Raw genomic sequence first — 13,588 nt, forward strand, 5'->3', positions numbered from 1 at the left:
CAGGTGTTTACAATGGAGGCAAGCTATGACCCCAGAGGTAACTCAGCAAGTTTCCAGACTGCGCAGCGAGTTTTATGCCCAGTTTGCCGACGCTCAAAATACTGCGGTCACTATCAACAAAGAAAAGTCCTACGCCAGTACACCACCCAAGGTGTCCTGGACAGACACCCAGCAACGGTTGAATTACCTTTGCATCTACGCTTACTCTGCGCCCGATGTTTTGGTACCCGATCGCCCTTTGGTGTTGCGTATTGGGGTCAATCTGGGGGCAGAGGTGCTAGCGGGGGTAAGTCGTGGCAAAGGCATTCGCCGCTACAACCAAGCCTGTCAGTTTTATCTCACTCTGCTGCCAGACGAAGCCATGGCGCTGATGCCTTGGGTGCTTGATGCTTTAAACCGCGATGCCAAACCCCAACTGACTACGTTACCTCTGCCTTATCACAAGCTCGTTCCAGAGCTAGGCGGCAGTGTTGCACCCTCCTTTTGGACTCACACTGCTCAACGGGCCGTCAAATCACCCCTCTCCGCTGCCCTGAGCCCCAGCTAGGGCTGGTTGGCTAGGGCTCGTAGAGCAGTTGTCAGGTGGTCAAGATGGGCTGGCTGATGAGTTGCCATCAGCGTAATGCGTAGGCGGCTGGTGGGCACTGTGGGGGGGCGTACTGCGGCTACCCACAGGCCAGCCCGCTGTAACTGTCGACTGGCTTCAACCACGGCGGCGGCAGAGGAAATTTGCAACCCAATGATAGGGGAGCCTGAGGGCAATCGTTTTAGCCCTAGGCTATTTTTTTTGGCCTCGGCCAAAATCTGATCGATCTGTTGCGTTAAGTGGTTAACGCTGCGCCACAGGGTGTCACGGCGTTGGGGTTCGTGCTGTACAATCTGCACCGCCGCTAGTGCCGCCGCTGTATCTGCCGGTGATAACCCGGTTGTATAAACCCATCCGGGAGCACGATTGCGCAAAAATTCTATCAGTGGCTTGGAACCAGCCACGTAGCCCCCCAGACTACCTAGAGCTTTGCTTAGGGTGCCAACGGTGATCAGCGGTCGTTTGGTGCAGTCTAGGTGCTCAACTACGCCACTGCCACCAGCGCCAAACACGCCGGTACCGTGGGCTTCATCGACCAGCACCATAGACTTGTAAGCTGCCGCTAGGTCAAGTATGGCTGGCAAGGGGCAGAGGTCTCCATCCATGCTGAACACGCTGTCGGTGGTGATCAGACAGCGGCGATGGCGATCGCGGTGCTCCTCCAGCAGTTGCTTCAGGTGGTCTGTATCGTTGTGGCGGTAGTCTAGTGTCGTTGCCCCACTCACTTTGCCCCCGGCTCGCAGGCTGGAGTGATTGTATTCGTCGCCCACGATCAGGTCTGGGGTGCCGACTAGAGCGGCGATCGCTCCCAGATTGGCCAAATAACCCGAGCTAAATACCAAAGCATCGTCAGTGCCCTTCAGGGTGGCGATCGCCTGTTCCAGTTCCTCATGGAGTTGGCGGTGACCACTGAGCAAGCGGGAGCCAGTGCTGCCGGTGCCATAGGTCTGGATAGCGGCGATCGCTGCTGCCGCTAGTCTGGGGTCACTGGCTAGCCCCAGGTAGTCATTGCTGGCAAAGTTGATCAGGGGCTGTCCTTGGCACTGAATCGTCGCCCCTGCCCTGCCCTCGATCGCCTGTACCGACCGGTAGCGATGGGCGCGGTGTAGGGCGGTCAACGAGTGATTCAACCAGTCGTAGGGGGCACTGCCCTCAGCCGAGCCATCTTTTACCATCTCAACCCTAACCGTGCATCGGTCTGACCCATTCCAGAGCAGTTCCAGCAGACTCCATCGAGCCTCCTCAAAAGCAACTCGCTAATATCGTTCCACATCGGGGAACGACTGTGCCGCAGGGCTATGGGCCGCTTCGCCACAGGTGCGGGGGGTAGGCAAGAGCTTGGTGGGGTTCGCTAGCCTAGCTGGGTCCAAAGCTTGGCGCACCCAGCCCATCGTTTCTAGGTCTGAGGGCGAAAACATATCGGGCATATAGCAGCGTTTGTCTGCCCCAATGCCGTGCTCGCCTGAAATGCTTCCGCCCACCCGCACGCAGAGTTTGAGAATGTTGCCGCCCAGTTCTTCCACCTGCTCTAGCTCGCCAGGGATGGCATTGTTGTAAAGAATGAGCGGGTGCAGGTTGCCATCCCCCGCGTGAAACACGTTGGCCACCCGGTAGCCGTGCTTGTCGCCTAGGGCTTCAATCTCTTTGAGCACGTAGGGCAGCTGAGTGCGCGGAATCACGCCGTCCTGCACGTAGTAGTCGGGGCTGAGTTTGCCCATGGCGGCAAAGGCGGCTTTGCGGCCCTTCCACAGGCGCAGACGCTCCTCAGGATCGGTGGCGGTTGTGAGGGTGCGGGCACCGTTTTGGCGGCAGAGATCGGCGATGCGATCGCCCGTTGCCGTCACCTCTGCCGGCAGTCCATCGATCTCAATCAACAAAATTGCTGCCGCGTCGCGGGGGTAGCAGTTGGTCGCCACCACATCTTCCACCGCGTTGAGGCTGAAATTATCCATCATTTCCATCCCCGCCGGGATGATGCCCGCGCTGGTGATAGCCGATACCGCTGCCCCCGCCGCTTCCACCGAGGTGAAGTCGGCCAGCAGCACCTGAATCGACTGAGGCGCTTTGAGAATGCGCAAGGTAATTTCAGTGGCGATGCCCAGGGTGCCCTCGGAGCCGACAAACAGGCCGCAGAGGTCATAGCCAGGGGTTTCGGCCACCTCACCGCCGATGTCTACAATGTCACCATTGGGCAGCACTACCTTGAGTCCCAGCACGTGGTTGGTCGTAACGCCATATTTGAGGCAGTGCACCCCGCCCGAGTTTTCGGCCACATTCCCCCCTACCGAGCATACCGACTGGCTAGAGGGGTCAGGGGCATAGTAAAAACCCGCCCCACTCACCGCCTGGGTCACCCAGTTGTTGATCACTCCCGGCTGCACTACCACTTGCTGGTTATCAAAATCTATCGAGAGTATCTGGTTCATCGTGGCGGTGACAATCAGCACCGAATCTTCGATCGGTAGCGCTCCCCCAGAGAGACCTGTGCCCGCGCCCCGCGCCACAAAGGGAACCTGGAACCGGTTGCAGATTTTTACCGCCGCCGCCACCTGCTCAGTGGTCTTAGGTAGCACCACTACGGCAGGGCGCTGGCGATAGCTGGTCAGCCCGTCGCACTCGTAGACCAAAATTTCTTCTTTGCGCCGCACCACTCGGCCCTCGCCTAAGGCCGCTGAAAAAGCGTCGAAAATCGGTGCCCAGTTGATGGCGGCTGGCGCTGCTACAGTCATGGGTTTGAGTTGCTCAAGGTATTTTGATCCTATCGCGAATTACAGACTGTCCAGCTATATTGCAGCCAGCGTTATCTTGGGCGTGGGTTAGAGGCCGCTATTCAACCTTTTTGGGCACCATGTTTTCGCCGTTGAGCATGCGTTTAGCCGCATCCAGCAGCATTTCCTCTAGATAAGGCTTAGTAAAGTAGCCCTTGGCCCCTAGATCTACGGCCATCTGCCGGTGGCGATCGGCCCCCCGTGAAGTCAGCATTGCCGTAGGAATTTGGCTGAGAGCACTGTCTTTCTGCATACGAGAGAGCAGTTCCAGGCCATCCATACGGGGCATTTCGATGTCGCAGAAGACTAGGTCGCAGGGTAGGCCAGAGCGCAGTTTTTCCCAGGCTTCCTGACCGTCGCGGGCCTGCTCGACTCGGTAGCCGACTTTGTTGAAGCTCATCGACAGCAGCTCGCGCACCGTAATTGAGTCGTCTACGATCAGGACTGTTGGGTCAGTGTGAGCTACGACCTCAATGGGTTCCTCATCGACCGTCTGAGCCCACAGCGAAGTAGACGCGTCACGGCGCAGACGACCGCTAGCCAGGTCAATGAGCTCTAGCACATCGGCAATGGGCATGACGCGTCCGTCCCCAAGCACCGTCGCACCCGCGATGCCAATGGGCTTGGGCACCGGCCCTTCTAACTGTTTAATTACAATCTCCTGTTCACCAATTACCTGGTCAACCTGGAGGGCAATAAAGGTACTGGCGCTGCGCAGCACCACCATCGACACCACATCTTCGTCCTGGGGACCGCCGTAGACCCGACCCCGGCCCAGACTGCGGTTAAAGCGTAGCAGCTCACTCAGCGGACGGAAGGGCAGCAGGGTATCGCGCCAAAGAATGCAGGCATGGCCCTGGTCATCGGTTTGAATGCGCTCTTTGGGCACGTCGAACATGTCTTCGACCCCGTCCATCGGGAAGGCGATGCGGGCCTGGTTGTTGACACAGCTAAGCGCTTTGGTAATGCTGAGGGTAAGGGGCAGTCGAATGGTGAAGCTGGTGCCCTTGCCCACCTCAGACTCGATGGTGATCGAGCCGCGAATGTCGGATAGGGCAGTGCGCACCACGTCCATGCCCACGCCACGCCCCGAGAAGTCATCGGCCTGGTCGCGGGTGCTAAAGCCCGGCAAGAACAGTAGATCGTAGACCTCGATCTCGGTCATGGTCTGGGCTTCGGCGGGGGTGATCACCCCCTGCTTGAGTGCTTTGGCCTTAACCACTGCCGGATTAATACCGCCGCCGTTGTCGGCGATGTAGATCACGGTTTGGTTGCCTTGATAGAAAGCCCGCACCGTAATAATGCCTTCCCTCGGTTTGCCCGTGGCCATGCGCTCTTCCGGTGTCTCAATGCCGTGGGTAATGGCGTTGTTAACCAGGTGGGTCATCGGGTCGTAGAGGCGCTCCAGAATCATTTTGTCGATTAGGGTGTCGCGCCCTTCGACCACCAGCTGGGCCTCTTTGCCGCACTTGAGCGAAATGTCGCGCACAGCGCGGGGCAGGCGATCGGCGGTTTGGCCAAAGGGCACCATGCGCGCCTTGTTGAGCCCCTCCTGAAGCTGGGTGGTGACCTGACGAAACTGGCGGGCAATTTGGTCGGTAGAGTCGATGGTGAACTCAATGTCTGACGAGGCCTCCCGCACCCGGACGATTAACTCGATCATTTCCTGGGAGAGGGTGTGAAACCCGGTGAAGCGATCCATCTCTAGGGCGTCGAAGGTGGCTCCGGTGGCGTGGCTGCCGCCCCCCCGGTCAGAGGATGAAACCCCTAGGGCAAAGGCTTGACGGTTGGCAATTAAAGAGCTTTCCAGCAGCGATCGCTCGTAGAGGTCGCGCATCCGCTGGCCCACATCGTTGAGCTGTGACACCTGGTGTAGCAGGTTGTCGAGAAACTGCCGCAGACGCTCCTGGTCTTGCTCTAGGGAGTTGCGATTGACGACCAGTTCTCCCACCAGGTTGCTGAGGTTGTCGAGGTGGCCTACCGAAACCCGCATGGTTTGGTCGTTGGTATTGGTCGCCCGCCGGGGCGATCGCCGAGAGGTCTGCCCCGTCGCCCGCCGCGACCCAAGTGATGGAGCTGACCCGCCTAGCTGGTCAGCTTCTTCCAAGAGCTTTTCCAAATCACCAAATTCATCGTCACCGACTGGAGCGATCGCGCTATCCTCGGGCGGCCTCGGGGGTGAGGTGCGGCTTCTCATCCGCTCAGCGCTCAGATCGCTGCTACTGGAGAACCCTTCCCCCAGCAGCGCCTCTAGGTCGTCAAAGTCATCGTCGTCCAGTGCTTGAGAGGCAGATGCAAGTCCATGACTAGCTCCGTTTTCGAGATTATTTTGCTTGTCCTTAGCTACCTCCGGCACTGCTGGAGCTTCGTCCTCGGAACCCTCCATCAGAGGATCTAGAGTAAAACTGTCTGCCTGGTTTGCATCATCAGTTCCAGCCCCATCGAGCAAGCTGTCCAAGTCATCGAAACCAGCGTCATCAAAGTCACTGTCATCCTCCCAGAAGCTACTGCCATCGGCAGCGGTGACATCAGCCGTAGGAGTACCAAGGTCGTCTCCCCAATCCTCTACCGGAGCATCGAAACTAACATCTGCCTGGGCTTCAGACCTCTCAGGGGGATCGGCTGACTCCAGCGTTTGTTCTACCGAACTGTTTCCTAGAATCAATTCCCCAAAGGGGTCGTCCTCTAAAGGATCTGTTGCTGCGAAAAAGTTGCCAGTCGCTTCACCAAAAGCACTAGCACTCTCCGCTAGATCGGGATCTAGGGTATTGGAGGACGTCAAACTGTCTGCGAATAAGCCATGATCGGCCCCAACGGCAGGACCATCTGAGCTATCGGGGGCGAGCTCAAGGGTGAGTTCGGGCATGGCTTGGGCGTCATCATTGGCAAAAAAGTCGCCCTCAAAGTCGCCCTCGCCCTCAACGTCGTTCTCCTGAAGCGATGCAAAGAATCCATCCAGCTCGTCTGCGGTGACGGCATTGGTGGTCGCGGTGTCGGCCTCACTCAGATTAAAGAAATCATCGCCTTCGGGCACTGTAGGCCTCTCTGCCGAAGCCACAGGTAGCGGCTGATCGACAAGAAAATCAGCCAAGGGATCCGTAGTGACTTCAGCTTTTGCCTCTGCCCACGGTGCTGGCGCGTCAGCCATTAGCTCTGTCAAGGGAGCGGAGGGGGTGGCTGGGGTATGAGGGCGATCGCCCCCGCTCGTCATCTCCAGCTCCAAGTCGAGATCGTCAGCCGGTGCCGACGGTGGCCCAGCATCTAAATCGTAACCAAACAGACTGGCCATATCATCGCTGGCCTGGGCATCAGAATTGCCATCGTCACCATCGGCAGCCAGTAAATCGGCAAACTCTGCGTCTAAGTCTTCAGGTGTGTCGGCGTCATCGAGATCTAAATCATTCAGGGATACGTCAGAGAGGTCGTCTTCCCAAATACCATCTAGACCGTCAGTCACTCCTTCAAACAGATCAGCTAGGCTATTGAGCTCGGCGGCTCCCACTTCTGGCCCTATGCTGCCAATCGACCGCTGGGGCACAGTCGGTTCAGTCGGTAAAGGTTCGTCTAACTGGCCAAATACCGACTCTAGGCTAGTATCAGTGATATTGTCGCTATCGACTAAATCTAGCTGTTCTAGCCAGCTGTCGGCATTGGTCAAGGCCAGGTCGTCAACCCCACCCTCTTCTGCGGACGCAAAGAGATCGGCTAGATCGGTTTCTCCAGAGTCATCGTTAAGGGCCTCGGCCAGCAGCGCGTCAAGGGCAGAGTCGTCGCTAATGGGTGGGGCAACGGGGATGGGTAGCAGGTCTTGCAGAGTGGTAGACGCACTAACCTGGCTGGTGGCCCCAGCCAGCACTTGGTCTTGGGCCTGCTTCAGGTCTCTAATGACTACCGGGGCTAGGGTACGGTAGGTTTGCTGCGAGTTTGTAATTGCCCCTTCAACAACCTGGGTTAGGGCACACCATGCATTCAGCTCAAACTGTTCGCCAATGCTGTGCAGGCGGTGACAGATCCGTCTCAACTCCTGACGGGAACTGCCATTGTCGGGTTGCTTAAAGGCAGCCAGCATATCCCGCAGCAGTGCGGGAATATCACTGCGAAATACCAGCTGAAGGGCGCTGGTTTCGGGGTGGGGCGTGACCACTGCCGGACGAGGCGGAGCGACCGGAGCAACCGGAGCGGTGGCTGGAGCTGCGGCTACTAACGCGTCGATATGGGCTTCGGCCTGGGCAAAAATAGGCTCTAGGGGAGCCATGATCTCTTGAGCCTGGTCGTTGGTCAGGCCAAAGGGGCTTTGCAACTGCTCTAGCTGCTCTTGCAGCCCGTCAAAAATTTGCAGCAGCATGGTCTCCAAGTCGCGATCGGGGCGCATGGGCGACTCTTTCATCACTTTGAAAAAGTCTTCCATGCGGTGGCTGGTGCGCTGAATGCTGTTCAGCCCCAGCATGGCCGCTCCCCCTTTCACCGAGTGGGCCGCCCGAAACACCTCATTCATCATCTCGGGGTCGTCGACGGTAGCCGCCAGGTTCAATAACCCCTGCTCGATGGTGTTGAGATGATCCTTGGCTTCTTCGATGAAGTACCCCAAGATTCGTTTTTGATCTTCAGGCGACATGACGATTCCCCTCTGAACACTTTTCTACCGTGACCAGTTCACTCCCGTTTGCTAACTCCACCTAGTTATCTTTGTTCACCTTAAAGCGCTCCACTGATGTGAGTAGGTCGCGAGCCACTCCTACTAGGTTTTGCAGTGACCCCGACACCCGTTGGGCCTCCTGGGAGGTTTCCTGAGCGGTGAGTTCTACCGATTGCATCACCTGGGCCACCGCGCGTGACGTCTCGGTTTGTTCCACGGTATCAGCGGTGATCGATCGCACCAGCACGTCAATGCGGTTTGACACTTGAATAATGTCTTCGAGCGATCGCTTCGCCTGTTCCGCCAGGCGGGTGCCTTCAATCACCTGCTGCGTGCCCTCTTCCATCGCGGTCATGACCCCGCCCGTCTCACTTTGAATTTGCAGCACAATCTGCTCAATTTCCTTCGAGGCCTTCGCGGCTCGGTCAGCTAGTTGCCGCACTTCGTCCGCCACGATGGCAAAGCCTCGCCCTGCTTCCCCAGCTCGGGCTGCCTCAATACTGGCGTTGAGGGCCAACAGGTTCGTACGGGAAGCAATCTGTGAAATCAACGCCACAATTTTAGAAATCTCTTGGGACGACTCCGCCAGACGCTTCACCTTGCGGGTCGTTTCCGCCACCGTTTCGCGAATCTCTAGAATCCCCGCCACTGTGCGCTCTACCGACTCGCCGCCCTTGAGCGCCGTAGACGATGCCGTCCGCGCCACTTCCTCTGCCTCGCGAGCGCTCTCGGCCACCCGCTGAATCGAGTCGGTCATCACCTGTACCGAGTTCAGCGTCACTGCTAATTCCTCGGCCTGGCGCAAGGCGTCTGCCGATAGGCTGCGGGCAAAAATCTCGTTTTCGGTAGAGCCTTTGCTGACCTGGCGAGCGGCCACACTCACCTGTTCTACAATTTCCCGCAGGTTTTGAATGGTGAGGTTGAACGAGTCGGCGACAGCCCCCAGCACGTCGGCGGTGACCTCCGCCTGTACGGTTAGGTCGCCTCGTGCCGCGCCCTCTACGTCATCTAGCAGGCGAATAACCTGGCGCTGTAAGTCTTCTTTGGCCTGCTCCTGCTCTTGGGCTTTGCGCTGGGCCTCACTGGTGGTGGTTAAAATCACCCGCGACATTTTGTTAAAGCTGCTGGCCAGACGACCAAACTCATCTTCGGTGAAGACCGTGGCTCGGGCAGTCAAGTTGCCCTGAATGACGGTGTCAAACTGATGCTGTAGATCATCGACGCTCTTTTTCATCTGGCGGTTGGCCAGGTGGCTCGCTCCGAAGGCTGCGCCAAATCCAGCAACGCCACCGGCTAAAGCCATGGCCGCGTGTACATCCTTAGGCATCGACTGACCCGGCCGCAGGGTAGAGGCGGCAAAGTTAATCACTCCGACCGCCAAGGCCGAAGCGACTCCAGCGGCGATCGCCACGATAATTTCTTTATGGGGCAAAGGAGCATTGTCTAAAAAGCCCAGCCAGTCTTGCTCAGCCGACACCGCCTCTACCTCATGACTGTCGCCCTGGGTAAAGACCGGCAGGCTATCGGTAGCCCCGGCAATACTAAAGATATCGTCATCGCTAATCGCCGCCTGATCGCCCATATCACTCAGGTCAAAGGCTGAAGTGCCGTTGCTGTAACCGCCGTTATCATCGGTAGAACTAAGGCCTGAAGTACCCACGGACGGGGTAGTAAAGCCGGCGGAGCTATCTGACAGCTCAAAGTCAGGCAAGTTACCAAGATCGTCAAAATCGCTAAATTCGTCTAGAAAATCGACGTTGCTGCTGGGCTGGACACTGTCGTCTAGCTCTAGCGCCGATGGGTAGCCATTTTCGGCGTAGGCGTCGTAGTCGGCGATACTATCGCTGGCGGTATCCAAATCATCGGTCAGTAGATCGGGCTCAGGGGCAAAGACGGTCATATCGTCGCCACCATCGTCGGCTGGGGGCCAGTCTTGATCAAACGACTGGGAGGCTAGGCCGCCGCCATAGAGGTCCTCGCCATGGAGGACTGTCCCGCCAAAGGGGTCATCACTATCATCGACAATTTCTAAGGAGTCAAAGGGGGGATCGTCATCGAAGGTGATGTCGCTAAGGCCGTTTTGTCCGGCTGCCCAGCGATTGTTCTGCGCCGCGTCGCTCCCAAAGTTATCCTCTGTGCCTATACCTGGTGTGCCGAAGGGGTCACGAGAACTGCTAGAAAAGGGATCGGCTAGACCCGCGCCAGTTTCGGCGATGGAGGCAGGAAAATCGTCCTCTAGGCTGAAGTCGTCCAGCTCGAGATGGCTGTCTGATAGGTCGGCGTCGCTCATTGGCCCAAGACCACTTTCTAAATCCATCGACAGCGAAGTACCCGCGTCGAAGAAGGTTTCTCCTGCATCAGTTTCGTAGTCTACGGCTGAGCCATTGGCTGCGAACTGGTTGGCATAATCAAGCCCATTGCTGGCATAGTCAACGTACTCCGGCTCGGAGGTGAGGTCGAGCACCGCGCTGTATTGAGCCGCTGCCACCTCGTACTGCTGCAAGCCATAGCAGTAGATGTGGCCTCGCAGCAGCAGCACACTGGGGTCTTCGGGGTAATCGGTAGCGAGCTGATCGATAACCGCCGCGGCCTCTGGATAGTTGCCCTGTACGTAGGCTCGTTCTGCTTTTTGATAGGCTTGAGAGTAATCGATGCCTGAAGCCATGGTCTTCTCCTGCCGGTGCAAGTGTCCTAAGGGGGTGAGGATGGGCTAGGCCCTAGGTGGCCCAGCGAGCTGAGCGAATGACAGCAACGTGGTCGAGCAACCTGAGAGTCTTATTCTCTTCGGCGTCAATGACCCATTCACCGCGCAAAAACGGGGCCATGGTGTCTGGGCTGCTGTCTGATGCCTGGGTTTTGTCAGGGTTGAGCCAGCGAGTGCCCACAATTCGGTTGACGGCCAACCCTAACATAGTTCCCTGGTCTTCGATGGCAATGACCGAAATCTCTGGGCGATCGGTGTTCAGAATGGCAGAATAGCCGAGAAACTGACCCAGATCGGCCACCCATACTACCCGCCCCTGCTCGTTGAGAGTACCCAGCAGCAGGTGGGAAACGTTAGGAATCGGTGTGATGCGATCGGGGGGTTGCTCAATAATGCGACGAATGCCGGTGGCGGGTAGAGCAAACTCGTCTTCGGCTGTGACAAAAAAACGCAGAAATAATTCGCCGTCAGGTGTTTCCAGTTCTTGCAGCTCTGGATCTTGGTCTTGTCCGGTCTGGGTGAGAAAGTCAGGATTGCCTACCATAGCCCTCTTAGATTATCCCCTCAGTAATTGCTTGACCGTACCTACTAGCTCGGTCGGCTGAAACGGTTTGGCAATGTAAGCGTCTGCCCCCTGCTTCATACCCCAGTAGCGATCAAACTCTTCGCCCTTGGATGAACACATGACTATCGGCACGTTCTGGGTAGAGGGATCGGCTTTGATGCGACGGCAAAGCTCGTAGCCATTCATGCGGGGCATAACAATGTCAAGCACAACCATATCGGGGCGCTGGTTTTTCATCTGTTCTAGGGCTTCCATGCCATCGCTGGCGACGGTTACCGTCAGGCCAACCCCTCGCAGTAGCTTTGTAATCATTTCCCGCTGGGGAACGCTATCTTCTACCACCAGAACTGTACTCATAGGTTGATTTAAGAAGGCCTGCTCAATGGCCAGAGACGTACCGGCAGATAGCATCGCTAGGGGTTAGAGGTGCAAATTGTCTGTCTTTCTAGGGACAGTGACTGCCACGCAAAGTCCTGTGACTCTAACGTACCCTCAAACGCAAACTCTGCCGTAGGTTGAGACAAATTAACCAACCTGATTGTTTAGATTATGGCGAATCTTATCGAAATTGATCCAAAACCGTTTCTAATCTAAGGAATGTTACCGAGGCAGGGAGGCTTCACTGAAGTCAATGTCAAACTCATCTTCGATGGCTTCAGCCAGTAGCGTGTCGGGGCGGGGGCGGTTGCGATCGCCCGGGCCAACATATTTCTCAACTAGGGCCAGTAGTTCGCCAGAGCCAAAGGGTTTGGTAAGGTAGTCAGTCGCTCCTACCATTCTGGCCTTGACTCGGTCTAAAAATCCGTCTTTGCCCGTCAGCATGACAATCGGGGTCTGCCGAAAGGCACTGGAGTGCCGCAGCATAGCGCACAGCTCGTAACCATCCAGCTCGGGCATGGTAATGTCGCAGAGAATCAGGTTGGGCTGGAGCTGAAACAACAGCCCCAGAGCCTTAAGCGGGTTGCCAATGGAGGTGGCTTCGTAGCCCTGGCCATCCAAAATTTTCTCTACCGACTGGCGCACAGTGGTGCTGTCATCGACACAGACAATTCGGGGTAAACGGTTTGGATCGGGGCGTTGGCTGTTTAGGGCCGGGCTTGCCTCCGTTGAGTTGTATACGAGGCTAATCTGACCCTGTTGAATGGCGGGTACCAGGCTGCGAGCCACGCTCAGCAGATCGCGACTCAGATAGCGAGCAATTCGCCGAATTGACGTTTTGCCGTCCATCCAGGTGACCATACGGCGGTAGACCTGATCAGATACACTGGCGCGAAAAGCCTCAGGCGCTAGCAGCACCGGGCATTGGTCGGGAGATTGCAGGTGAGGGTGCAGCTGATGCCAGGTTTGAATTTGCTGGGTTAGCCCAGCCACCAAGTTACTAATCGTGTGAGTCATCAGCTGAGGACTGAGGGCTGAGCTGAGCTGAAAGACAAAGGCCCCATGGTGTAGGCTCAGCAAGTCGAATAGGGTTTCGTGAACCATATGGCTGAGAATGGTTCGCCCTTGGTCGGGGGTGATGACGTGTTGCTCTAGCAAAGCCCACAGGGTGCCGTATTCGAGAGAGTTAAAGGCGGCGATCGCAGCAGTAGTCGTGGGATCAGGCAATGCCTTATCAATGCCGTAGCGGTGTAAATGGTCCCGTAGGCGATCGAGTTTGTTGTCGGTGGTGCCAGCATAAACAAGCTGACCGTTGGCCAAAAACACAATCCAAGACGGGGGATCACTCACCATCAAAGCGCCGTCAAAGGGCTGTCCGAGGGGCTGATTGCTATTGCTGCCGTAGCTCTCCAAGTAAAGCTCGCCAGTGCGCTGCCCCAGTTCGATGAGCTGCAAGATGCTGCGAATATCAATTTCTGACAAATAACCCTGCATGAAGCAACCCAAGGATGGGAACAACACCTGATTAACCAGGCATGGCGGAAAAACGCCAGCTTGGCTCAGAATGCCCTAACTAGAAACTTAATCCTACCCCTTTGTCTAATGAGCTTCACACATGCCCCTGTCATGGGCGGCCGGCCTGACCCTTGAAGCTACGGGGGCTAGGGCTTTAATCCTTTGCATCTGCTCCCAGTATAAAGCGCACAATTGATGATTTTTGGGCCAAGGCGCTATCACCGCCTGCTCGACCTTAGGGCTGCTTGGGCACTATCAAGATTAAGTGTAGCGGCGTGCCGCTGCGAAGGCTCTAGGGTTAAGCCATGGCTACCCCCAAAACTGCCGCTGTCCCATAAAAATTAGCTAAGATGCCAAATAGCTTTGGCAGCAAAACTAAACATACAATTGGGGGCAATGGCTTGAAATAGTCAACTGTTGGCAGTAGTCGCGCAAG

8 protein-coding genes are annotated in these 13,588 nt (G+C 56.8%); 1 reads left to right on the plus strand and 7 read right to left on the minus strand.

Annotated features, from left to right (window positions below):
* Positions 1 to 25 precede the first annotated feature (25 nt).
* Positions 26 to 547 (plus strand): hypothetical protein, encoded by a 522-nt coding sequence (locus tag RRF56_RS15920; RefSeq protein ID WP_317034156.1) that lies wholly within the window; start codon positions 26 to 28, stop codon positions 545 to 547.
* Here the strand turns inward: RRF56_RS15920 and bioF are convergent.
* The 7 genes from bioF to RRF56_RS15955 form a co-directional block, all read right to left on the minus strand.
* Positions 544 to 1,761 (minus strand): 8-amino-7-oxononanoate synthase, encoded by a 1,218-nt coding sequence (gene bioF / locus RRF56_RS15925; RefSeq protein ID WP_317034157.1) that lies wholly within the window; start codon positions 1,759 to 1,761, stop codon positions 544 to 546. The two genes, RRF56_RS15920 and bioF, sit on opposite strands and share 4 nt — an antisense overlap.
* An 81-nt stretch (positions 1,762 to 1,842) precedes the next feature.
* Positions 1,843 to 3,315, minus strand: a complete 1,473-nt coding sequence (gene glcD, locus RRF56_RS15930; protein ID WP_317034158.1) for a glycolate oxidase subunit GlcD — start codon at positions 3,313 to 3,315, stop codon at positions 1,843 to 1,845.
* A gap of 97 nt (positions 3,316 to 3,412) precedes the next feature.
* Complete coding sequence (locus RRF56_RS15935) at positions 3,413 to 7,969, minus strand: response regulator (RefSeq protein WP_317034159.1); 4,557 nt, start codon at positions 7,967 to 7,969, stop codon at positions 3,413 to 3,415.
* Positions 7,970 to 8,030: 61 nt separating this feature from the next.
* On the minus strand, positions 8,031 to 10,655 hold the full coding sequence (locus RRF56_RS15940) for a methyl-accepting chemotaxis protein (protein WP_317034160.1): 2,625 nt from the start codon (positions 10,653 to 10,655) through the stop codon (positions 8,031 to 8,033).
* A 52-nt stretch (positions 10,656 to 10,707) separates the two neighbouring features.
* A complete protein-coding gene (locus RRF56_RS15945; protein ID WP_317034161.1) occupies positions 10,708 to 11,238 on the minus strand; it encodes a chemotaxis protein CheW in 531 nt (176 codons plus the stop codon).
* Between the two features lie 12 nt (positions 11,239 to 11,250).
* Positions 11,251 to 11,616 carry a response regulator transcription factor gene (locus RRF56_RS15950; RefSeq protein WP_317034162.1) on the minus strand — a complete coding sequence of 122 codons (366 nt, stop codon included), beginning with the start codon at positions 11,614 to 11,616 and terminating at the stop codon, positions 11,251 to 11,253.
* A gap of 243 nt (positions 11,617 to 11,859) precedes the next feature.
* Positions 11,860 to 13,131, minus strand: coding sequence for a response regulator (locus RRF56_RS15955; protein WP_410510490.1), 1,272 nt, complete (start codon positions 13,129 to 13,131; stop codon positions 11,860 to 11,862).
* Positions 13,132 to 13,588 lie beyond the last annotated feature (457 nt).

The sequence above is a fragment of the Nodosilinea sp. E11 genome (assembly GCF_032813545.1).
Classification (GTDB): domain Bacteria; phylum Cyanobacteriota; class Cyanobacteriia; order Phormidesmidales; family Phormidesmidaceae; genus Nodosilinea.

Bases quoted from the DNA above. Each gene is read 5' to 3' on its own strand.
- RRF56_RS15955 (WP_410510490.1), bottom strand. From the start codon at position 13,131: ATGCAGGGTTATTTGTCAGAAATTGATATTCGCAGCATCTTGCAGCTC.
- bioF (WP_317034157.1), bottom strand. From the start codon at position 1,761: ATGGTAAAAGATGGCTCGGCTGAGGGCAGTGCCCCCTACGACTGGTTG.
- RRF56_RS15950 (WP_317034162.1), bottom strand. From the start codon at position 11,616: ATGAGTACAGTTCTGGTGGTAGAAGATAGCGTTCCCCAGCGGGAAATG.
- RRF56_RS15940 (WP_317034160.1), bottom strand. From the start codon at position 10,655: ATGGCTTCAGGCATCGATTACTCTCAAGCCTATCAAAAAGCAGAACGA.
- RRF56_RS15935 (WP_317034159.1), bottom strand. From the start codon at position 7,969: ATGTCGCCTGAAGATCAAAAACGAATCTTGGGGTACTTCATCGAAGAA.
- RRF56_RS15920 (WP_317034156.1), top strand. From the start codon at position 26: ATGACCCCAGAGGTAACTCAGCAAGTTTCCAGACTGCGCAGCGAGTTT.
- RRF56_RS15945 (WP_317034161.1), bottom strand. From the start codon at position 11,238: ATGGTAGGCAATCCTGACTTTCTCACCCAGACCGGACAAGACCAAGAT.
- glcD (WP_317034158.1), bottom strand. From the start codon at position 3,315: ATGACTGTAGCAGCGCCAGCCGCCATCAACTGGGCACCGATTTTCGAC.